The sequence below is a fragment of the Pseudomonas sp. MT92 genome (assembly GCF_058792515.1).
On sequence record NZ_JBXAFA010000015.1, the window covers coordinates 20,355 to 41,791 of the forward strand.

Below are 21,437 nucleotides of genomic sequence, written 5' to 3' on the forward strand. Positions count from 1 at the left end.
GAGTCTTCCGCAGAGCCGGGCGGCGGGATTGCCTGGAGGGGTCAAACGCTGTTTTTGACGGCGTTGATCAGGTCTTGGCTCAGCACTTGCGCGGGCGCTACTTGCACGCTTTGGGTGTAGAACGGCGGCAGGTTCTGGGCCAGTGTCGATAACGCTTGGGCCGTGGTGTTGCCTGGCAATAGCACGTATTGCAGGTTGGACGGATAGCTCTGCGGCACGGGGCCTTCCATGGTCGAGCCGTATGCGCCGAAGGTCATCACTGCCTGCGGGGTGGTGGGGTCGGGGGCATACAGAAAGACGAAGGTGCCGTACTTCGGATGGGTCAGGTATTGCTCGGCCTGTGCGCGAACGGCCGGATCGGGGTCATTCATCAGGGTCCAGCGCATGACCGCGTAGTTGCGGGTCGTTTCCATGAACGCTGTACGAATCGGTGACTGATTCTCGAGGCCTCCCAGGCACACCAGCAAATTGCCGAACGGATCGATGAGCGCCACCGAATTGAACACCGGGCTTTGCTGCGCGGTTTTGACCAGTGCAGGGGCGAGTTCTGCGCCGGGGTCGCGCGGGTTCGCCGATTGCACGGTCAGCGCAAATGGACTGAGTGCAGTGAGTGCCTGGCGCACTTTGCTGTTGGCCGGGAGCGTGGATGGATTTTTCAGCTGGTCTGGCGGCAAACCGCTGTTGTTGCTGGCCTCGCGCACCGTGTTGACGCTGGCGGAGAAGATCGAACTGGTGAGGAAATACGCGGCCGAGTCGATGGACTGGCCACCGAACACGGGGCTGGTTGACCCCTGATAGGCCCGGCTGACCGGCGCTGCAATCGCGTAGTAACCCCAGGTGTTCTGCGCTTGCTGGCGAATGTGCGGTGGTAGCGACGGAAACGTGAATTGGCTGTTGTAGTTGATGCCCGCGTAGTCATCGATCGCACTGACGGCAACGTTGAATCCTGCGGTCAGGAGTGAGCCGGCGCACATGGCGCAGGGGTCCAGCGTAGTGACGATGGTCAGTTGCTCGGGAGGGGGCAGCTTCAGTGGCGAGGCGTTTTCGTAATACCAGTCCACCAGTTGTCGTTCGCCATGGGCGGTAGGGTCGTGGGGCAGGAAGTAAGTCGTGCCACCGCCGGGAAACGGCATTAATACGTTGTTGTGCAGCGCAGCAATCACTTGTCCTGTTGCGTTGTTGATGATGGCGCCGCCCACCGCGAAGGTTTGCTGCAATGCAGCTTCAATGGCTTGGTTGGCAACGGCGTCGACGGCTTCCTGCGCATTGTTCAGTGTGCTCATGGTTTCTCAGCTCCTTGCTGACTGATCGCCAGACAATTCTGACGCTGGGAAAAGATAGTTGAGGTTTTCAGCGTCGTTTATGTTCTTTTGGTTTAACGCTTATGCACAACGTCGTTGTCGGCGCACGCGATCGTGCGTGAATTTGTGGACTCGTTCTCATCTGGTCCGCAAATCACTGTTTTTCAGGTTTTTTATCCGGGTGTACGAAATCTGAACAGTAGCGTTTCACCCCTGAAACAGCTGTAAATGTTGGATCCACGATATTTTCATCAACAGAGTTATCCACAGGCTGCACAGCCTTAGGGGCGTTCTGCCAACAGCAGGAAATTACGCGGCGTCAGCGGGGTTTCGCAGAAGGTGCCGAGGCGAACGGTGTAGCCCTGATCGAGCAGGAAAAGCGCCCGATCGAGTACCAGCCAAAGCTCCAGTGGGCGTCGGAAAAGGCCACGCAGCAGCTCAAGATTGCGCACTTGCGCCAGGCGCTGCCAACCGCTGGCTTCCAGTGCCACCCAGTCTTGCGGGCCGATTGTGGATAAGTTTTTGAGTCGGGCCAGATGCTGGCAGTACTCGGCGAAGGGGCTGTCCAGCCAGGCGCTGGGCAGGGAAGGCGTTGGCAGGTACTCATCCACGCCACGCACCTGGCGTTGCAGCAGGTCGAAGGCCAGTCGCCGGGCCATGGAGGTGTCGCGTTGACGGCGGACGCGCGCACCCGCGGTAACGGTTTCGCTCATCGGCAGTGCGAGATCGTCGATAGAGAGCTGTAGATCGGAGTGCCTGGCGGCCGAAGATATCGGTGAGTACTGGGGAAGATTGATTCGGTTATAGCAGCAAGGCGCGATGGCGATTTGTTTGCAGCCCGCTGCGCTGGCCAGATGGATCAGTTGCACGTGCAGATCACCACAGGCATGCAGGGCTACCGGTGTGTGGTCAACGCTCAGTAACGTAGCGGTATCCGCCGCGAGCACATCCTGCTCGACATGCAGCGCATGCAGGTGATGGCGTTGGCTGAGTGCCTGGCCGCTGGTTACCAGCGCCGGGTCGTATTCGAGGCAGGTCAGTTGTTGACCGGTTTGCAGCAACCGTCGGCCCAGGTGTCCTTTGCCCGAGCACCAGTCCAGCCAGTGCCTTGGTGCCTTTGCAAACTGCAATCGACTGGCGAAGGCTTCGATCTGTTGCCACTTGCGTCCCGGTACATCCACGTTCAGTCGATGACCCGCAGCCTCCAGCGCATGCGCTGGCAACTCACCCACTGCAGCCAATTCAAGGGACATCGCCGCCAATGAAGCAAAAGGCTCTGGCGCGTTCAACTGGGCGGGTTGGTTGTGGGCGTTTTCTGCGTCTTCCAGTGATCGGCCGCGTAGCCAGTTGGCCAATTCGGGGTAGGCCGTTTCCCAGGGAAGCTGCAGATGGGTGAACGGTCGAGGCTTCCACAGCGCCTGATGCTGTATCAGAAAAGCATCCAGCGCGGTGAAGCGGGCGAGCAGGGCTTCGCCCGTCAACACGTGGGAATCAACGCCCTTGGCAGGCATCGACGCGCAACCAGCGCTCCAGCAGCTTGAAGCCGCGCACCAGCACGTAAGCCATCAGCAGGTAGAACATGCCGGCGGCGAAGAAGATCTCCACCGGCAGGTAGGTCCGGGCAATGATGGTGCGGGCCATGCCGGTCAGCTCCAGCAGGGTCACGGTGCTGGCCAGGGCGCTGGCCTTGAGCATCAGGATCACTTCGTTGCTATAGGCCGGCAAGCCGATGCGCGCGGCACGGGGCAGGATGATGTAGATCAGCGCCTTGGCCTTGGACATGCCCAGGGCTCGCGCCGCTTCGATTTCGCCCGGCGGAATCGCCTGGATCGCGCCGCGCAGGATCTCGGCGATGTAGGCCGCGGTGTGCAGGGTCATGGTAGCCGTGGCGCACCAGAACGGATCGCGCAGGTAGGGCCACATCGAGCTGTTACGGATCACATCGAACTGCGCCAGGCCGTAATAGACGAGGAACAGTTGAACCAGCAACGGCGTGCCACGGAAAAAGAAGATGTAGCCGTAGGGAAAGGCCCGCACCCACCACAGGCGCGATGAACGAGCGATGCCCAGCGGAATCGCCAGCAGCAGGCCGGCGATCACGGCGATGGCCACCAGTTCCAGGGTCAGGGTTGCGCCTTGGGCCAGCTTCGGCAGCCACTTGATGATGATTTCCCAGTTCATTGGGCGCTCCTCGCGAAGCCGCGAGCGGCGCGTTTTTCCAGGAAGTGCATGCCGGTCATGGCCAGGATCGTCAGGCTCAGGTACATGAATGCGGCGACCATATAGAAGGTGAACGGTTGCTTGGACACGGTCACGCCGATTTGCGCGTGACGCATGATTTCTTCCAGGCCGATCACTGACACCAGTGCGGTGTCCTTCATCAGGATCATGAACAGGTTGCCCAGGCCGGGCAGGGCGATGCGCCACATCTGCGGCATGATCAATTTGGTGAAGATGCGCCATTTCGACAGACCCAGGGCTACACCGGCTTCACGATGGCCTTTGGGAATGGCGAGGATCGCACCGCGAAACACTTCCGTGGCGTAGGCGCCGAAGCACAGGCCCAGGGCGATGACGCCGGCGGCGAAGGCGTTGAGTTCCAGATCGGGGTTGCCGAAGAACTCGCCCAGGGCGCGCATCAGGTTGACGGTGCCGAAGTAGATCAGCAGGACCCAGAGCAATTCCGGGATGCCGCGAACCAGGGTCGAATACGTGCCGCCAAGCCATTGCAGCGGCTTGTACGGTGAAGTCTTGGCCAAGGCGCCGAGCAGACCGAGTACCAGCCCCAGGCACAAGGCCGAGAGCGCCAGTTTCACAGTCATCAGCGCGCCGGCGGCGAGCGCCGGGCCGAATCCGTAGAGGTCGATAATCATGGATTTCTTTTCAAATCGCGGCAGGCAAGGCCGGGGACCGGCGCCGTCAGCAGGCGGCACCGGTCCGGCAGGTCAGTATCAATAGATGCTGAACGGGAAGTACTTGTCGTTGATTTTCTTGTAGGTACCGTCAGCAACGATTTCTTTCAACGCGGCGTTCAGCTTTTCGCGGATCGGGTCGTTCTTGCGAACGGCGATGCCGATCTTGTCGCTTTCTTCCACCGGGTCGCCCTTGAATTCGTAGGCGCGGCCGGCGTCGCTTTTGAGCCACTCGTAGTTGACGTACTTGTCCGCCAGGATGCCGTCCAGGCGACCGGAAGTCAGGTCGAGGTAGGCGTTTTCCTGAGTGTCGTAGAGTTTGACTTCAACGCCTTCCATGTTGTCTTCCATCCAGGTGCCGGCGAGGGTCGCACGTTGTGCGCCGATCACTTTGCCTTGCAGGGAAGCCTTGTCGGTCTTGAACTCTTTATCTTTCGGCGCGATGAATTGCAGCTTGTTGGAGTAGTACGGGTCGGTGAAGTCCACCGCTTGCTTGCGCTCGTCGGTGATCGACATCGACGAGATCAGGAAGTCGAACTTCTTGGCGTTCAGGGCCGGGATGATGCCGTCCCAGTCGGACGTCACAACGGTGCATTCGGCCTTCATCTTGGCGCACAGGGCGTCGCCGATTTCCTTGTCGAAGCCGACAACGTTGCCACTGGCATCTTTATTGTTGAACGGCGGGTAGGCCGCTTCGATGCCCATCTTCAGGGTTTCGGCCATGGCACCGGCGCTGAAGGCCAGGGTGACGGCGGCAGCCAGGAAGATCTTTTTGTAGTTCTGCATGCGGGTAGCTCCGTTAGCGGTTGCTGGACATGAATTGTTTGCAGCGTGCCGAAAGCGGGTTTTCAAACACCTGCTGTGGCGATCCTTGCTCTTCGACCAGGCCCTGGTGGAGAAACACCACTTCGCTGGAGACCTGACGGGCGAAGCCCATTTCATGGGTGACCAGCAGCATGGTGCGGCCTTCTTCGGCCAGTGCGCGGATGACATTAAGTACTTCCTGGACCATTTCCGGGTCAAGGGCGGAGGTGGGCTCGTCGAACAGGATGACCTTGGGCTGCATGGCCAGGGTGCGGGCGATGGCTGCACGCTGTTGCTGGCCGCCGGACAGTTGCGCCGGGTAAGCGTGGCGCTTGTCGGCGATGCCGACCTTGGCCAGCAAGGCTTCGGCGACCTCGATGGCCTCGGCTTTGCTCTGGCCGAGCACGCGGCGCGGGGCCTCGATGATGTTGTCGAGCACGCTCATGTGCGGCCACAGATTAAAGTTTTGAAATACAAAACCAATTTCACTGCGCAGACGGTTGATCTGCTTGCCGTCGGCAGCGACCAGTTCGCCATTCTTGGCGGCTTTGAGCTTGAGTTCTTCGCCGGCTACCAGGATCTGGCCCTGGTGCGGGTTTTCCAGCAGGTTGATGCAGCGCAGGAACGTGGACTTGCCGGAACCGGAAGAACCCAGGATCGAGATCACATCGCCATCGCGGGCTGTCAGCGAGATGCCTTTGAGCACCTCCAGCGAGCCGTAGCGTTTGTGCAGGTTGCGGATTTCAAGCGCGGGCGTGGCCTCAGCCATGTGCGTTCCTCATTGTGTTTTGCGCTCCTGCTGTTGGTGGCCTTCCTGGCGAGGCGGCCAAGCTAGCATAGCGTTTCAAAGGCAGCCAACAGCGCTACGGGCAGTAAACGGGTGGCATGGGGCAGGTTGTCGCATCGGCACAGCAGACTGTCGCCCCATCAACAACCGAACAGTCGTTTGAACCCTGCTTCTGGAGAGAAAGCCAGGCGGCTGTTCTAAAAAAGGGCGCGATGTTGCCAGCTTTGGCGGGGGGTTGGAAGCGCTAACAGGCCAAAGGTTGCCGATCTGCCCTTTTATCGTGCGTCGAGCTATTTTTGTGTGTGTTTCCGGTGCGCGGGATTGTCACTTCAAGTGGGTCGCAGGGTAACGTTCTGGCAAAGTGCCATTAATATCAATGGCTTGCGATGACCGTCCGGTCAGGTGGAAAGCGCCGGAATAGGCGGCTTTGAAACATTTTGGCGCAATTATTGCGTGCAGATTCCGGAACACCTCCGTTTGTTTCTTTTTACACAGAAGGCGCCGAGGGGGGTGAACGCATTCGCTTCTCCTTACAAAGGTAGTTTCAATGAGCAGTACCCATAGCTCTAATGGCCTCGAACAGGGGCTCAAACCGCGTCATGTGACCATGCTGTCGATTGCCGGGGTAATCGGTGCCGGCCTGTTCGTCGGCTCGGGTCACGCAATCGCCGCCGCAGGCCCGGCCGTCCTGTTGGCCTACGCCGCCGCCGGTATGCTGGTGGTGTTGGTTATGCGCATGCTCGGCGAAATGGCAGTCGCCTCGCCGGACACAGGCTCCTTCTCGACCTACGCCGATCGCGCGATCGGTCACTGGGCCGGTTTCACCATCGGCTGGTTGTACTGGTGGTTCTGGGTGCTCGTCATCCCGCTGGAGGCCAACGCCGCCGCGACCATCCTGCATGCCTGGTTCCCTAACGTGGCTATCTGGGCCTTTGCCTTGGTGATCACGATGTTGCTGACAGTGACCAACCTGTTCAGCGTGAAGAACTATGGCGAGTTCGAATTCTGGTTTGCCCTGGTCAAGGTCCTGGCGATCATCGGTTTCATTGTGCTCGGCGTGCTGGCGATCTTCGGCTTCCTGCCAGGCAGCCAGGTCAGCGGCGTTTCGCACCTGTTCGACACTCAGGGCTTCCTGCCAAACGGCATGGGCGCGGTGTTGGGCGCGATCCTGACCACCATGTTCTCCTTCATGGGGACCGAGATCGTGACCATCGCGGCCGCCGAATCGAAGAACCCTGGCAAGCAAATCTCCAAGGCCACCAACTCGGTGATCTGGCGGATCGGCTTGTTCTACCTCGTATCGATCTTCATCGTCGTGGCCCTGGTGCCGTGGAACGATCCGCTACTGGCCAGCCTGGGTTCCTACCAGACCGTGCTTGAGCGCATGGGCATTCCGAATGCCAAAATGATCGTCGACATCGTGGTATTGGTCGCGGTGACCAGCTGCCTGAACTCGGCGCTCTACACCTCGTCGCGCATGTTGTTCTCCCTGGGCAAGCGCGGTGATGCGCCGGCCATGTCCACCCGCACCAACAACAGCGGCACGCCATACTGGGCGGTGATGTTGTCCACAGGTGCTGCGTTCCTGGCGACATTCGCCAACTACGTGGCCCCGGCGGCAGTGTTCGAATTCCTGCTGGCCAGCTCCGGTGCCATCGCACTGCTGGTGTACCTGGTGATTGCGATCTCGCAACTGCGCATGCGCAAACAGCGTATGGCTCGCGGCGAGAAAATCGTCTTCAGCATGTGGCTGTTCCCGGGCCTGACCTACGCGGTGATCGCGTTCATCGTCGGCGCCTTGACCATCATGCTGTTCCAGGAGGCCCATCGTGTGGAAATCCTCGCGACCGGCCTGCTCGCCGTCATGGTGGTTGCGGCCGGCCTGCTGGTTGCTCGCCGTCGTCGTAGCGAGAAGATGATTGGAGCGGTTGCGCGCTGAGTCCCTGACTCAGGCCAAACGTTGTTGAAATAAAAAAACGGCCGCTGTCAGCGATGACAAGCGGCCGTTTTTTTTGCCTCGAAATCTTTACTCGCCTTTCGCTTCCTGGGCATCCAGCGTCTGGCGATAGCTGTCGAGTGCATCGCCGAAGTCGGTGATGAACTGCGGGTCGGTCAGCCAGGCCTGGGCGGTATCGCGGTCCATGCCGTCGGCCCACATGCGATAGTCGATCAGCATGTCGGCAGCCAGGTGGGTGGCGGCCATGGCTTCGTTGTCGGCGTTTTCCATGTCCAGCAGTTCGGGATGGTCGTTGATGATCCCGGCGAGATCGGTCAGCAGGGTCAGCAGCATGTCATTGCGACCGATGGCTTCCGCGTCACGCATCTTGCTGAACATCGCCAGGGTGTATTCCGGGATCGGCTCGCCGATTTCACCCAGATCATCATCCAGCGCGGCGGGTTTTCTGCCGTGGATGTTGATTTGCCTGGCTTTGGCTTTTGCACGTTTGGCGCGTTTCTGTTGCTTGTTCAGGGAGGCCATGGGAACTCAGTTCGGTTTCTGTTGGGTTTGGGTCGCGATGGCGTCGGACGCCGCCACGTAATCAGCCTGGAAGGCCGGGGACTCGATCCACGCCAGGGCGCCGGCTTCATCGGTGTCGGCGGACCATTGGCGATACTCGATCAGCGCGGCGAGGATGAAATCCATCGCGCCTTCTTCGCCTTCCTGCTCGTAGACCAGTTCCAGCAGCGGGTCTTCGAGGAAGGCCGTGCACATGGCTTGCTGGCTGATCTTTTGCGCGTCGATCATTTTCTTGAACAGTTCGGTCAGGTCCACCGACTCGAAGTCGATGCGGTCGTCGTTAGGGTCCAGCTCAACCGGCGCGGCGGCCCGTTGCGTGCGGTTCTGCTTGGCCTTGGCCTTGGCGCGGGAGGCGCGTTTTTGCTGCTTGTTGGCGGAGGCCATGGGCGTCGTTCCGTAATTCGTTGAAAGGGCGGCTTATTCAGCTGCGGGGCACCGTCCGCCCGGGTGTGCCGGGGGCCAGCTCACCGTTTTGCAGCCAGGACAATGCAATGGGCCATAGTGTGGCTTGGTATGCGCTGCGAAAAAAGGCGAAATGCCCAACTTCTTTTTCGCCGATGTCTTGGGGCGCAATGCGCAGGTGGGTGTTGCTGGCGTGGGTGAAGTAGCCGAGCAGGCGTTCGATGGCCGGGATCGTGCCATAGGGGTCGTCGCTGACGCTGATGGCCAGGGCTTTCGCGGTGACAGCGGCAAAATTTCTGACATGGAGATCCTGGCCGCTGGGGCGCCTTTCGTAACGAGCGGTGGGCGTACACCAGTCACGGACCACGCCGGCGGGCGTGTCTTCCAGCCAGCCGAGGCGCTTGCCGGGAAAGTAACCGTAGATCATCGTGATCAACGGCATCACCACATGCCACTTGCCCAGCATCCGCCAGCGATGAGCGGGCGCATAGTCGCGCCAGTACGCGAATTGCGCGCCAACGGTCACCAGGCGGCGGATAAGCCGTCCCGACGCTCCCAGGCCCGCTGCACAGCCTCCAAAGCTGTGTCCGACCACATCGATCGGCTGATTGGGAAACTCACGCTGTGCGCGCTTGAGCATCGCCTCGAAATCCAGGGCGCCCCAGTCGGACCATGACGCCTTCAATCCTTTCAGCGACGCGGGGCGCGATTCACCGATGCCGCGGTAGTCATAGGTGATCACGTCGAAGTCATTGGCAAACAGGTAGTCGGCGAAGCGCGAGTAGTGACGGCAGCGCACCGAGGTGGCGGCGTTGATGATGACGACCGGGCGCTGAGTGTCCTGGACAGCATGCCGCCAGGTGAAACCTCCGAGTAAAAAGCCATCTGCGGCGGGCTCCTTGAAGGGCTCACCGAGTGCGTCACTCGCCAGCGGCAGCTCGATTTGAGTGGCGGCGAGGGGTGGGGTTTCCTGCAAATTCATCGGTGCCCGTCCTTTGCGGATAGTTGCCAACGATAGTCTTCACGCCGCAGATGAACAATCCATCGGGGTTATCGTCGGTTCTGACTCAGCGGCGCTTAGCAGTCCGGGGTCGTTTCGGGCGCGTCCCAAGACTGAATCAATCTAAAACTCCTGCCTTCGCGCGCAAATCAAAAGAAGGGTAACGAATGGGTTCTGAAGAGCCCGGGAGTCATCATCATGAAAACCTTCCATTCACTGCTGTTGCCCATCGCCACCGTCGGTGTATTCATGTTTTCAGCCATATCGCCTGCCGCCAGCCTGGAGCCCGTTGACGGTTCGGGCGTGCAGATTCAGCGACAAGAGGAAAACGGAATTGCCTATCTGTCTGGCGGAATCGGCGAGGATGAAGCGCACGCCATCCAGCAGACCACAGGCTACAACCTGCACATGACCTTCTCCGTTGGCCCCCTGAACGAGTACATCCCTGACGTGAGCGTGGTCATACAGAAAAACCACGGACAAACCGTGCTGACATTGAACGAGGCCGGCCCGCTGGTTTATGTGCAATTACCCGCTGGCAAATACACCGTCGTCGCCTCGCGTAACGGCGAGGAACGGCGTGACACGGCGGATATCGGCAGCGGAGCGGCCCGCAACATGGTCTTTCACTGGAACAGTAAAAGTTAGCGAATGGCCAAAAACCGGGGAGGGAAATAGAACCCTGAATCTTGCGATTCAGGGTTTTTTGTATAGGTGGGCGGTGATTGGTTGGGAGCGCTGGTTGATTGAAATACTCATAACCAAGCCAGCGATTGGATCACCGCAATGCGCAAGGGATTGGTTTCTACGCTTAGCAGCTTGATGGCCAAGGCGCAGCAGACCACGATCAACATGGGTTTGATCAGTCGTGGACCGACTCGAACAGCGGCTCTGGCACCCAGTTGCGCGCCGACGAAGGCTGCCAAAGCCATGGCGATGGCTACTGGCCAGATGATCACGCCTTTGGTTATGAAGATCGAAAGAGAGCCGAGATTGCAGGAGGCGTTGGCCAGTTTGGTAAAACTCATGGCTCGCATCATGCCCAGGCCGCAGAGAAGTACGAATCCGACAATGAAGAAAGAGCCCACGCCTGGGCCAAATATGCCGTCGTAGAAACCCAGGATCGGCGCCAGGGTAAAGGAAAACAGCAGAATGCCGATTCTTTTGCGTCGATCTTCATTGGCCAGCTTTGGAGATAGCGAAAAATAAATGGCCACCAGAATCAGCATGATGGGCACGCATACTTCCAGATAGCGCTTATCAATAGAGCTGACCAGTAAGGCGCCACTGGCGCCACCCATAAATCCGCAGATAACCAGGAAGCGGCCTTCACGCCACTCAATAAGTCCTTTGCGAGCAAAGGTCACCGTGGCAGAAACAGTTGCCGACGCGGCCTGGAACTTGTTCGTTGCAATCGCGCTGATCGGATCTACCCCTGCCAGAAACAAGGCAGGCAAAGTGATCAGGCCACCCCCACCGGCAATCGCATCAAAAAAGCCGGCGCAGAAAGCGACGAGCGCCAACATGCCAATGAGATCCCAAGACATTACATTCCTCCCTGTTGGTAATTGGCCGGCAATCACATGATTGGTCATGCAGCAGCCCGAACTTAAGCAATCAGCCCTGCACCAGTAATGGATCCTCTGAAATTACGATAGGGGTGGAAAATTTTGAAAGTCCGAAAGTACGGACCAAGACCCGACTGTTGTCTCTGATGACATCCCTACAATGCAGCGCCCGAACGTTATTGATGACCAAGGCCGTCTCTTGCGTCAGCGTGTATTGGGCTGGAGTAGCTTCGCCTACACCCTGGCAGAGGGCGGCATAGGCTGCTTTGACAAAATGCGAGGCGTTGTCGTTGACGGAAAAACGGTACGAATTAAAGCGGGCCGCGAACCCTATCTTGTCATCGAACTCCAGAATCGAAACGTTGCGACCATCCTCTCCCTTGCCTCTGACAAAGGAGTCACTGCGGGTGAACTGGAAGTTACCCGTGGTCAGTGCGAGGCAGTTGGTGACGCCAATTTTTTCGAGTATGGGAGGTAGAGCAATAATCCGCGTAGGTTCCAGGCTCGGGTTCCATAAGGCGGAAAGTATGAGTGACGACGGAGACGGTGAGTGCCCGTCCTTGGCGTTCACGGCGCACCAGTAAGGCGCCTCCGTGTGCGGGCCAAGCGCGAGACCGGAATGGGAGCTCAGTTCTTTTGTTTCCGGCTCGGCATTGATTTTGATGAGTCCGCCGCCCTTGAAGTTGGCCACCAGTCGAACCAGCTTTCCTTCGTTATCCATGTCATAGGCAAAAGCACGGTTATCCACCAGCTCCAACAAGATCTGGTTGCGGGAGGCAAGGCAAAGGACGTCGTAACGATTTTCCAGGGAGGTCAGATCAGGCAATTCATTTGGAGGGCTGGCATCGGTGATTTTTTGCAGCCCTTCAAAGATCAGCGCGGAAACAAGGCCGTCGGAGTAGGTGGCCAGCAGATCGCATTGGGTTTTCGAGAGCGAGAACTTTAGTTCGGTGGCTGCAAGAGAGGCTTTGGACCTGGCTCCCGGTGCCTGCGACCCCCCAATGGCAGCCAGTTCTTCGGCGAACTTGTGAAGCAATGTCGATTGCTGAGCATCAAAATTGAAAACTCTGATTTCCTGCTCAGTAAAAAAATCAGCGGTACCGACGTCCGATTTGATGGCGTAAGTCATTTCTACATCCTTGCTATGTAGCTACTCCCGGTTATGCGGCAGCTCCTTTTTCCTATTCTGCTCAGTTCGGAGATCAGCGTATGTCATCCGTTTCGGTCAAAGCGTACGGAGCGTTCCGACAAGCCTGAGAGATATCCAGGACCGGGGCTGGTCATCCATGTCAGGCGCTTCTCGAAGCTCAGCTCTCGCAAGTATTGCTTTGTGTGCACGGGCAGGCCATCAGCCCTCAAGGCCGGAGGAAAAAGCAAAACGGGGTTACCCGGCGGTTTCAGGCGGGAAAGGGGCGGGCGTTGGCCGTATTTCGGCACTTGGAAAGGGGGAGCCAGCCCGTTCTCAAGTCCGCAAACAGCCGTTTTTCACTGGCTGCTTGCGGAATGCATTGCGCTAGGGTTTTCGGTTTGCCAAAACGCAATGGATGGATTGCCGAACAAACACCTGGGGGGGATGTGTTAGCGGATGCTGCGGATGTTGCCTTTGTTGCCTTTTACCGTGACGGAAACTTTTTTGAAGATGAAGTAGTTTTCTTCGTTCACTTCATAGCGAGGGGCGACGATCAGGTCGGCTCCGGAGGATTTGACCGCTTTGTAGGCCGCAGCCGATTTGACGGCGCTGACGGGATCCAGACCCAGACCGCTCAGGCCACCGCTCTCACCGCCGTAGCTGACGCCATCCGCAAACTGGGAGTCGCCACCAAACTTGAGGACGCCGAACAGGACGTTGACCGAAGATTGGCCGGAGATGGCGTCACCGACGGCGATGTCTGCTTTCAGGTCTGCTTTGACGGTGCTGTCGATCGGCGAAGAAGGTTGGCTGTTGTTGTAGCTGACGCAGCCGCTTGCTGTCGCAATGATTGTCGACAGGGCGAGGAACTTCAAAAGCGTATTCAAGAAATGCTTCCTTACTTTGAAACGTTGAGTGCAGGCAGATTTGCTGCTGCAAAAGTTTCACTTTGTAAGGGGGGTGCGCTCAATGAGACGTATCCCAAGGTTATGTGTGAGGAAGAGGATGCGACTAGAGAGAAAAGGGCGTGGCTGGCGTAGGAATTTTCGGCGGCGTTGGGACTGGACAAATCACGGGCATAAAAAAAACCCTGAATCTTGCGATTCAGGGTTTTCGGTATTTGGTGCCCAGAGACGGAATCGAACCGCCGACACGGGGATTTTCAATCCCCTGCTCTACCGACTGAGCTATCTGGGCAACGGGGCGCATTAAAAGGGTTTTTCGGATTTACGTCAACGACTTTTTTAAAATTTCTTAAATTAATTCCGTCGCTTACGATCCGCCCCCCGATTTTGCAGGGTTACTCTGCAGGCGGAACGTAGCCTTCAGCCTTGGCGTAATCCTCGCCGGAGAAGTACTTGTCCATCTCGCCCTGCAAATATTTGCGGTCTTCGGCGTTCATCATGTTCAGGCGTTTTTCGTTGATCAGCAGGGTCTGGTGCTTTTGCCAGTCGGCCCAGGCCTTGGCCGAAACGTGGTCAAAAATGTCCTGGCCCTTGGCGCCCGGGAATGGAGCGCGCTCCAGGGCTGGCAATTCTTCTTTGTACTTGCGGCACATGATGGTGCGGGTCATGACGACTCTCCTGCGTTCAATACGGCGGCCGCGCGTTCGAGCAAGGTTTTGACCGGGGCGGCAAGGCCCAGGCGCGGCGGGGTGGCGAGGTTATACCAGAGCCAGTCGGCCTCGGCCACGTGGTGGCCGTCCTCCTGGACCTGTACCAGCCAGGGTTCGATGGATAACTGAAAATGGCTGAAGGTGTGAACCAGGTTTGGCAGGGCCTGTTGGTTGCCCAGCGCCAGTGAATGCTGCGATGCCAGGTGCTGCAGGTCGTCGAGGTCATCGAGTTCCGGCAGGCTCCACAAACCGCCCCACAGGCCCGTGGAAGGGCGGCGGTACAGCAGAATCGCGCCGTCGCCATTGGCGAGCAGCGGCATCAGCGTGCGCTTCTGTGGCACGGCCTTGCGTGGTTTGGGGATCGGGTAGCGCGTCTCCAGGCCGAGCATGTGCGCTTCACAGCCCTTTTGCAGCGGGCAGAGCAGGCAACTCGGCTTGCTGCGGGTGCAGAGCGTGGCACCCAGATCCATCATCGCCTGGGTATAGGCGTCGACCCGGTCATGGGGCGTAAAGCGTTCAGCATTGGCCCAGAGCTGTTTGGCGACCTTGGGCTCGCCCGGATAACCCTCTTGCGCCGTAAACCGCGCCAGCACGCGTTTGACGTTGCCGTCGAGGATCGGCGCGCGCAGGCCCATGCTGATGCTGGCAATGGCCCCGGCTGTCGACAGGCCGATGCCCGGAAGGTCGGTGAGTTTTTCCACGTCCCGCGGAAATTCGCCGCCGTACTGTTCGACGACGATCTTCGCAGTCTTCTGCAGATTGCGCGCACGGGTGTAGTAACCCAGGCCTGTCCACAGGTGCAGCACTTCGTCCTCCGGCGCAGCGGCCAGGGCTTCGACCGTCGGCAGCGAGGCCATGAAGCGGTCGAAGTAATTGAGCACGGTGCTGACCTGGGTCTGCTGCAGCATGATTTCCGAAACCCACACCCGATACGGGTTGATGTCCTGCTGCCAGGGCAGGTCGTGACGGCCGTGGCGGTCGTACCAGTCCAGCACCGCCGTTGAAAACTGCTCGGCTTTCATCGCTTGAACAGCCCCTTGAGTGCATCTTTGAGTTCAGGGCTGACTTTGTCGCCCAGCTTCTCGTCGATTTTTTCGCTGATCTTGTCGCCTGCCAGTTTGCTCGCGACCTGCCCCATGCGCTCGTTGTCGAGACGGCATGCCTTGGCGCCCAGTTCCAGCGGACCACGGCAACGCAGTGGCCACTCGATGCCGACAAACTTGTCGCCCACCTGGCAGGCGGGGTCCGGCATGGCGCTGGTATCGCCTTCGACGATGATGCCCACGCGGTAATCCATGCCCAGCACCCGCAGGTCGACATCACCGTCACCTTTGACGGTCATGCCTGGGATGCGCACTTTCAGGTCCGGGTTGCTGGCCACGCCGTTGTGGAAGGTCAGGTTGCCCTTGAGCTCCTGGAACGGTGTGTCCTTGCCCCGTGGCTCGCCGCTGAGGCTTTTGCGATTGAGCGTGGCGATGCCCTTGCACAGTTGTTGTTCAAGGTTGGCGTTGAGTAGCACGCCATTGTTGATGACGAAACCGGCGTTGCCATTGAGGGTTTCGATCAACGCTTTCTGGCTGTTGCCGTTGCCGGTCAGGTTGCTGTTGAGTGTGACCAGGCCTTTGACCGGTGGATTCTTGCCCTGGCTTTCGAGGATTTTCTCCACCGGGACCCGGTTGATTTTCGTCTGCAGGTTCAGCGCGGGTACCTGCTGGCGTACATCCAGGGTGCCGCTGGCTTCGAAATTGCCCCCGTACAGATCGCCACGCAGGTTTGTCAGGGTCAGCAGTCCGCCCTGGCCGTTGGCCTTGAGCGCGGCGTTCTGGATCGGCAGTTTGTCCAGGGTCAACTGGCCGAAGGTCAGATCGGCATCCACATCAAGTTTGCTCAGGCGCTCCACCGGCAACAGGCGTTCGTTGCTCCACGCGCCCTTGGTCGGTGCCTGTGGCAGTGGTGTGCTGCCCGCGCCGGCCAGGGCATCCGCTTCGGTGCTGGCGACTTCGGCCTGACGCACTTGCGTCGCGCTGTTGGCCTCCGCCGATTTTGGCCGCAGGTAACGGTCGACATTGAAGGTGTCGGCCTTGAGCACCGCCCGCAGCGATTGCTTGGCGAAGTCCTCGACGGCGATGCGGCCACTGAAGGTGCTGTCGTCGACCTTGAGGTTGATGTCGTCCAGTACAAGGCTGCTCGGCGTGCCCGACAGGCGACTGACCAGTTCGACCTTGCTCAGGCTGCCCTCGGCCATGGCCGGGAGGGTCTGACCGATGCTGTCGACGAACTTCGCCAGATCAAACTGGGCGATCGAGAGGCCACCACTGACCTGCGGCGTCTTGTCGAGGTCATTGACCTTCAGTTCACCCAGCGCACGCAGTTGGTTAGCGGAGATTTTGATGCCGGTCCACTCGGCGACGTTGGCCGCCTTGTCCAGTAACAACTGGCCCTGGGCGGCGAAGGTCATGGTCTTGCCTTGCAGCGGATCGCCGGCCACTTCGCCGGACAGTCGCATGTCTTCGAGTTTGTAGCGCTGCAATGCGCGTTCGAAACGCAGCTCGCCGTTGAGTTCGGTACGCACCCGCAGAACCGGCTGGTTGGTACCCAGGAAAGCGGTGAGTTTGACCGGGATGCTGGTCGAGTCATGCACCGGGCCGGTACTGAGCTGAATGCTTTCGGCGCTGAACTGCTTGCCGGTCTGCTCGTCGTTGTATTCAACGCGGGCGTTATTGATGGTCAGGCTGTCGATGTCGAGGCGGATCGGCTGGGACGGTTTTTCAACCTGGGCCGTGGTTGGGGGGGGCGATTCATTGGCGGTAGCGGCAGGCGCGCCAGCAGTGGTCGGCGCCGGGACCTTGCCGATGTCTTGCCAATTGCCGTGGCCATCCTTATCGCGGGTCAGGCGCAGATTCAGGCCTTCGACGCGCACATCGCTCATTTGCACTTCACGGCGCAGCAGCGGCAGCACGCGGACCGACAGGCCGAGCATCTGCAAGTCGGCAAACGGTTCGGTGGGCTTGGCCAGGGTCGCAACACCGGCATCGTGCAACTCCAGGCCCAGCCATGGGAACAGGCTCCAGCCGATATCGCCATTGAGCGTCAGCTCGATGTGGGCCTTGTCGCGGGCTATCTGGCGAATCTTGTCTTTGTAGTCGTTGGGATCGAAGAGGTGGGTCAGGGCAAAGCCCAGCGCCACAATGATCAGCAACAGCCCGAGAAGCACCAGACCCAGGATTTTGCCGAACGCTTTCATGGGCGAGTCCTTTTAATTAGTCGAATTCGTAATTTAGCCGAGGAGTATAGCGCCCCAAAACGGACGACCGGTCAGCGATCATTCCGCCAGAGCATCCAGCGGTACGTGCAACTTGGCAGCCAGTGCTTGGGCTTCCAGATGTCCGGCGGGGGCCAGAAGACGCAATGAGGCGCCCGATTGCGCAGCCATTTTCTGCGCTTCGCACACCAGGCGTTCTGCTACCCCACGACGACGGGTGATTTTTCGTACGCACAATTGAGACAAATACCAAACGCCGGGGTGCCGTTGCAGGCGGGCAGCGCCCAAGAGCCGGTCATTGAAGCGCCCTGCAATCAGCGAACCTTCCTGCAGGCAGCTTTCAATCAGCTGTGTATCTGTGGCAAACGGTGTGAACAGCCAGTCCGGGGCATCGCGGTAAATTTTCTGCAGGTCTTGCTGATCCTGGTAGGTGGCTTCGTTCAGCGGCTCGACAATGATCGGCATATCGTTTCCTGTCAGTTGTAAACGGATTGCTCCCTGTCGCAGATGCCGGCGGCTCGGGCCGTTCGGCAGCGCCCACAGGAGAAGAGATCGGATAACGTACAAAACATGATGTCAGTTTGGTTTTACTGTCACGTGCAAATGGTAACCTTCGTCCGTTCGTCGGTCCTTCTGCGGCAAGTTGTCGCGGCAAAATGCAGCTTTAGCCTGAAAAAAAACGGTCGTGCCTGTGTGCAATCAAGGCTGAGGGTGAGGAGTGACTGACGCACCATACTAATAATTGGGGGATACACAATGACCACGAGCATAGCGGCGGACGGCTTGAAAGCCGATCAGCCCGCGTTCCTGTCCAAGGAGCGCATCATCGCCAAGCCCGGTTTCAACCGTTGGCTGGTGCCACCGGCCGCGCTGGCCATCCACTTGTGCATCGGCATGGCCTACGGTTTCTCGGTGTTCTGGCTGCCACTGTCCAAGGCGCTGGGCATTACCGCTCCGCTGGCGTGCGCGCCGGACATGAGCTTCATCGCTCAAGTCTTTTCTTCGCAATGCGACTGGCCGATCTCGATGCTCGGCTGGATCTACACCCTGTTCTTCATCTTCCTGGGTTGCTCGGCAGCGATCTGGGGTGGCTGGCTGGAACATGCCGGGCCACGCAAGGCTGGCGTTGTGTCGGCACTGTGCTGGTGCGGTGGTCTGCTGATTTCGGCGCTGGGTGTGTACACGCACCAGATCTGGCTGATGTGGATCGGCTCCGGTGTGATTGGTGGTATCGGCCTGGGCCTGGGTTATATCTCGCCGGTGTCGACCCTGATCAAGTGGTTCCCGGACAAGCGTGGCATGGCCACCGGCATGGCGATCATGGGCTTCGGCGGTGGCGCGATGGTCGGTGCACCATTGGCTGCGGCGTTGATGGGGCATTTCGCCTCGCCCACCAGCGTCGGCGTGTGGCAGAGCTTCCTGGTGATGGCCGCGATCTATTTCGTGTTCATGATCGGTGGCGCCTTGTCTTACCGCGTGCCGCCTACTGGCTGGAAGCCTGAAGGCTGGACCGCGCCGGTGAAGAAAGCTTCGAACGCGATGATCACGCATCGCCACGTCCACGTGAATGTGGCGTGGAAGACCCCGCAATTCCGTCTGGTGTGGCTGGTGCTGTGCCTGAACGTGTCCGCCGGTATCGGCATCCTGGGCATGGCTTCGCCATTGTTGCAGGAAGTGTTCGCCGGCAAGTTGCTGGGTAATGGGCTGACGTTTGGTCAGCTGGACGCTGCGCAACTGGCTTCGATTGCCGCGATCGCTGCGGGCTTCACCGGTCTGCTGAGCCTGTTCAACATCGGTGGCCGCTTCTTCTGGGCTTCGTTCTCGGACTATCTGGGGCGCAAAAACACCTACTTCGTGTTCTTCGCCCTGGGCTTTGCCCTGTATGCGCTGATCCCGAACCTCGGTCATTTGGGCAACATCTCGCTGTTCGTGGCGGCGTTCTGCATCATTTTGTCGATGTACGGCGGTGGCTTTGCAACGGTGCCGGCTTATCTGGCTGACCTGTTCGGTACGCAAATGGTCGGTGCGATTCACGGTCGTCTGCTGACCGCGTGGGCGGCGGCGGGTGTGTTGGGGCCGGTGTTGGTGAACTACCTGCGCGAGTATCAGCTGAGCATCGGCGTTGAGCGCGCGGCTGCCTACGACATCACCTTGTACATCCTCGCCGGCCTGCTGGTGCTGGGCTTCCTGTGCAACCTGCTGGTGCGCCCGGTGGCCGACAAGTACTTCATGACCGACGCCGAACTGGCCGCCGAACAGGCGCTGGGCCACGACAAGGGCGCTGACAGCAGCACCGTGCTGGAGTGGAAAGCTGATGCGGGCTCCAAGCCGTTGGCGGTGGCGGCGTGGCTGGTAGTGGGTATTCCGTTGGCGTGGGGTGTTTGGGTGACCCTGCAAAAAACGGCAGTGTTGTTCCACTAAGTCAGCGTATTGCCCTTGTGGGAGCGAGCAGGCTCGTTCCCACATTGGTTTTATGTGGCTCTAGAATGGCTTGTATGGACATGTACATCGCCGACACCCCCGGATTCACTCCGTCAGTGATATCACCTCCCGTGTTTCTGTTTCCGGCCCGCGCCCCTATAATGGTTGCCTTTTTCGCCCAATGATTTTGCGGAGCTGGTGATGGCCGAACGTAAGGCGTCTGTCGAGCGCGACACTCTGGAAACCCAGATCAAAGCCTCGATCAACCTGGATGGCACCGGAAAGGCCCGATTTGAGATCGGTGTCCCTTTTCTTGAGCACATGCTCGACCAGATCGCCCGTCACGGGCTGATCGACCTGGATATCGTCAGTAAGGGCGACCTGCATATCGATGACCACCACACCGTGGAAGATGTCGGTATCACCCTGGGTCAGGCATTCACCAAAGCCATCGGCGACAAGAAAGGCATCCGTCGCTACGGTCACGCCTACGTGCCGCTCGATGAAGCGCTGTCGCGCGTGGTGATCGACTTCTCTGGCCGTCCCGGCCTGCAGATGCATGTTCCCTATACCCGCGCTACCGTCGGCGGCTTCGACGTTGACCTGTTCCAGGAATTCTTCCAGGGCTTCGTCAACCACGCCAACGTCACCCTGCACATCGACAACCTGCGTGGCCACAACACCCACCACCAGATCGAAACCGTGTTCAAGGCTTTCGGCCGCGCCCTGCGCATGGCCGTCGAACTCGATGACCGCATGGCCGGGCAAATGCCATCGACCAAGGGCGTCCTGTAATGCAGACAGTTGCGGTTATCGATTACGGCATGGGCAACCTGCACTCGGTGGCCAAGGCCCTCGAGCACGTCGGTGCCGGCAAGGTCCTGATCACCAGCGATGCGAATGTGATTCGCGAAGCCGACCGGGTTGTTTTCCCCGGCGTTGGCGCGATTCGCGATTGCATGGCAGAGATCCGTCGCCTGGGCTTCGACTCGCTGGTGCGTGAAGTCAGCCAGGACCGTCCGTTCCTCGGCATCTGTGTCGGCATGCAAGCCTTGCTCGACACCAGTGAAGAGAACGACGGCGTCGATTGCATCGGCCTGTTCCCGGGCCAGGTGAAGTTCTTTGGCAAGGATCTCGTCGAAGACGGCGAGCACCTGAAAGTCCCGCACATGGGCTGGAACGAAGTGAAGCAGAAGGTGAGTCACCCGCTGTGGCACGACATTCCGGACCTGGCGCGCTTCTACTTCGTACACAGCTACTACATCGCCGCCGCCAATGCGCGTCAGGTGGTCGGTGGCGGTCACTACGGTGTCGACTTCGCCGCGGCGCTGGCCGATGGCTCGCGTTTCGCCGTGCAGTTCCACCCGGAGAAGAGCCATACCCATGGCCTGCAGTTGCTGCAGAACTTCGCTGCGTGGGACGGTCGCTGGTAAATGGCCGTCAAGAAATCCAGGCCGCCGATCCTCACGCTCACCCCCGAGCAGGAGAACGAGGCCAACAGCAAGATCAAGCGCTTCATGGAAGACCGCTTCGAACTCGACCTCGGCACATTCGAGGCGGGTGAGATTCTTGAGCTGTTTACCCGTGAAATTGCTCCGCACTATTACAACAGGGCGATTTTCGATGTGCAGACGCACCTCAAAGAGAGGTTCGAAAGCATCGAAAGCGACCTGTGGGCGCTCGAAAAAAGCAGTTGAAAGCTTCAAGCTTCAAGCTGC

General features: G+C 59.2%; 22 protein-coding genes and 1 tRNA gene. 6 read left to right on the forward strand and 17 right to left on the reverse strand.

The features are described 5' to 3' along the window. Positions 1 to 41: 41 nt before the first annotated feature. From AC1Q6D_RS25290 to AC1Q6D_RS25315, 6 genes are all read right to left on the reverse strand, one after another. On the reverse strand, positions 42 to 1,283 hold the full coding sequence (locus AC1Q6D_RS25290; RefSeq protein WP_103405895.1) for a nucleoside deaminase: 1,242 nt from the start codon (positions 1,281 to 1,283) through the stop codon (positions 42 to 44). Positions 1,284 to 1,582: 299 nt separating this feature from the next. Beyond that, positions 1,583 to 2,812: a methyltransferase gene (locus AC1Q6D_RS25295; RefSeq protein WP_103405896.1), complete on the reverse strand. Its 1,230-nt coding sequence runs from the start codon at positions 2,810 to 2,812 to the stop codon at positions 1,583 to 1,585. Continuing rightward, positions 2,793 to 3,482, reverse strand: coding sequence for an ABC transporter permease (locus AC1Q6D_RS25300; protein WP_103405897.1), 690 nt, complete (start codon positions 3,480 to 3,482; stop codon positions 2,793 to 2,795). Before AC1Q6D_RS25300 ends, AC1Q6D_RS25295 begins: the two co-directional genes overlap by 20 nt. After that, on the reverse strand, positions 3,479 to 4,174 hold the full coding sequence (locus AC1Q6D_RS25305; RefSeq protein ID WP_047536288.1) for an ABC transporter permease: 696 nt from the start codon (positions 4,172 to 4,174) through the stop codon (positions 3,479 to 3,481). The genes AC1Q6D_RS25300 and AC1Q6D_RS25305 overlap by 4 nt, the downstream gene beginning before the upstream one ends. A gap of 78 nt (positions 4,175 to 4,252) precedes the next feature. Further along, the gene (locus tag AC1Q6D_RS25310; protein ID WP_103405898.1) at positions 4,253 to 4,999 is read right to left on the reverse strand and encodes an ABC transporter substrate-binding protein; all 747 of its coding nucleotides are present in this window, start codon (positions 4,997 to 4,999) and stop codon (positions 4,253 to 4,255) included. 13 nt (positions 5,000 to 5,012) lie between these two features. Then, the gene (locus AC1Q6D_RS25315) at positions 5,013 to 5,786 is read right to left on the reverse strand and encodes an ABC transporter ATP-binding protein (RefSeq protein WP_007972784.1); all 774 of its coding nucleotides are present in this window, start codon (positions 5,784 to 5,786) and stop codon (positions 5,013 to 5,015) included. A gap of 565 nt (positions 5,787 to 6,351) precedes the next feature. On the opposite strand from AC1Q6D_RS25315, the gene gabP reads away from it, so the two are divergent. Continuing rightward, a complete protein-coding gene (gabP, locus tag AC1Q6D_RS25320; RefSeq protein ID WP_103405899.1) occupies positions 6,352 to 7,743 on the forward strand; it encodes a GABA permease in 1,392 nt (463 codons plus the stop codon). A gap of 87 nt (positions 7,744 to 7,830) precedes the next feature. Here the strand turns inward: gabP and AC1Q6D_RS25325 are convergent, their stop codons facing one another. From AC1Q6D_RS25325 to AC1Q6D_RS25335, 3 genes are read right to left on the reverse strand one after another with little or no spacing between them, the layout of a single operon-like run. Next, positions 7,831 to 8,283, reverse strand: coding sequence for a hypothetical protein (locus AC1Q6D_RS25325; RefSeq protein WP_047536296.1), 453 nt, complete (start codon positions 8,281 to 8,283; stop codon positions 7,831 to 7,833). 6 nt (positions 8,284 to 8,289) lie between these two features. Then, entirely contained in the window at positions 8,290 to 8,706 is a 417-nt protein-coding gene (locus AC1Q6D_RS25330) for a hypothetical protein (protein WP_047536298.1), read from the reverse strand. Between the two features lie 37 nt (positions 8,707 to 8,743). Next, on the reverse strand, positions 8,744 to 9,706 hold the full coding sequence (locus AC1Q6D_RS25335) for an alpha/beta hydrolase family protein (RefSeq protein ID WP_103405900.1): 963 nt from the start codon (positions 9,704 to 9,706) through the stop codon (positions 8,744 to 8,746). 216 nt (positions 9,707 to 9,922) lie between these two features. Here AC1Q6D_RS25335 and AC1Q6D_RS25340 point away from each other — a divergent pair, with 216 nt between their 5' ends. After that, entirely contained in the window at positions 9,923 to 10,372 is a 450-nt protein-coding gene (locus AC1Q6D_RS25340; RefSeq protein ID WP_103405901.1) for a hypothetical protein, read from the forward strand. A gap of 107 nt (positions 10,373 to 10,479) precedes the next feature. Here AC1Q6D_RS25340 and AC1Q6D_RS25345 read toward each other — a convergent pair whose 3' ends face one another. From AC1Q6D_RS25345 to AC1Q6D_RS25380, 8 genes are all read right to left on the reverse strand, one after another. Next, positions 10,480 to 11,271, reverse strand: coding sequence for a TSUP family transporter (locus tag AC1Q6D_RS25345; protein WP_103405902.1), 792 nt, complete (start codon positions 11,269 to 11,271; stop codon positions 10,480 to 10,482). A 70-nt stretch (positions 11,272 to 11,341) separates the two neighbouring features. After that, positions 11,342 to 12,421, reverse strand: a complete 1,080-nt coding sequence (locus AC1Q6D_RS25350) for a hypothetical protein (protein WP_103405903.1) — start codon at positions 12,419 to 12,421, stop codon at positions 11,342 to 11,344. 449 nt (positions 12,422 to 12,870) lie between these two features. Beyond that, positions 12,871 to 13,308: a hypothetical protein gene (locus AC1Q6D_RS25355; protein WP_047536308.1), complete on the reverse strand. Its 438-nt coding sequence runs from the start codon at positions 13,306 to 13,308 to the stop codon at positions 12,871 to 12,873. Between the two features lie 234 nt (positions 13,309 to 13,542). Next, a tRNA-Phe gene (locus tag AC1Q6D_RS25360) sits at positions 13,543 to 13,618 on the reverse strand. Positions 13,619 to 13,721: 103 nt separating this feature from the next. Further along, the gene (locus tag AC1Q6D_RS25365; protein ID WP_003220737.1) at positions 13,722 to 13,994 is read right to left on the reverse strand and encodes an oxidative damage protection protein; all 273 of its coding nucleotides are present in this window, start codon (positions 13,992 to 13,994) and stop codon (positions 13,722 to 13,724) included. Beyond that, entirely contained in the window at positions 13,991 to 15,058 is a 1,068-nt protein-coding gene (gene mutY, locus AC1Q6D_RS25370; RefSeq protein ID WP_103405904.1) for an A/G-specific adenine glycosylase, read from the reverse strand. The genes AC1Q6D_RS25365 and mutY overlap by 4 nt, the downstream gene beginning before the upstream one ends. After that, the gene (locus AC1Q6D_RS25375) at positions 15,055 to 17,280 is read right to left on the reverse strand and encodes an AsmA family protein (RefSeq protein ID WP_103405905.1); all 2,226 of its coding nucleotides are present in this window, start codon (positions 17,278 to 17,280) and stop codon (positions 15,055 to 15,057) included. Before AC1Q6D_RS25375 ends, mutY begins: the two co-directional genes overlap by 4 nt. Positions 17,281 to 17,358: 78 nt before the next feature. Further along, complete coding sequence (locus AC1Q6D_RS25380) at positions 17,359 to 17,763, reverse strand: acetyl-CoA sensor PanZ family protein (RefSeq protein ID WP_103405906.1); 405 nt, start codon at positions 17,761 to 17,763, stop codon at positions 17,359 to 17,361. A 291-nt stretch (positions 17,764 to 18,054) separates the two neighbouring features. Here AC1Q6D_RS25380 and AC1Q6D_RS25385 point away from each other — a divergent pair, with 291 nt between their 5' ends. The 4 genes from AC1Q6D_RS25385 (at position 18,055) to AC1Q6D_RS25400 (ending at position 21,416) form a co-directional block, all read left to right on the forward strand. After that, entirely contained in the window at positions 18,055 to 19,719 is a 1,665-nt protein-coding gene (locus AC1Q6D_RS25385) for an OFA family MFS transporter (RefSeq protein WP_103405907.1), read from the forward strand. A gap of 201 nt (positions 19,720 to 19,920) precedes the next feature. After that, complete coding sequence (gene hisB / locus AC1Q6D_RS25390; RefSeq protein ID WP_047536319.1) at positions 19,921 to 20,514, forward strand: imidazoleglycerol-phosphate dehydratase HisB; 594 nt, start codon at positions 19,921 to 19,923, stop codon at positions 20,512 to 20,514. Continuing rightward, positions 20,514 to 21,152, forward strand: a complete 639-nt coding sequence (gene hisH / locus AC1Q6D_RS25395) for an imidazole glycerol phosphate synthase subunit HisH (RefSeq protein ID WP_103405908.1) — start codon at positions 20,514 to 20,516, stop codon at positions 21,150 to 21,152. The genes hisB and hisH overlap by 1 nt, the downstream gene beginning before the upstream one ends. After that, positions 21,153 to 21,416 (forward strand): DUF2164 domain-containing protein, encoded by a 264-nt coding sequence (locus tag AC1Q6D_RS25400; RefSeq protein ID WP_103405909.1) that lies wholly within the window; start codon positions 21,153 to 21,155, stop codon positions 21,414 to 21,416. Positions 21,417 to 21,437: the final 21 nt, after the last annotated feature.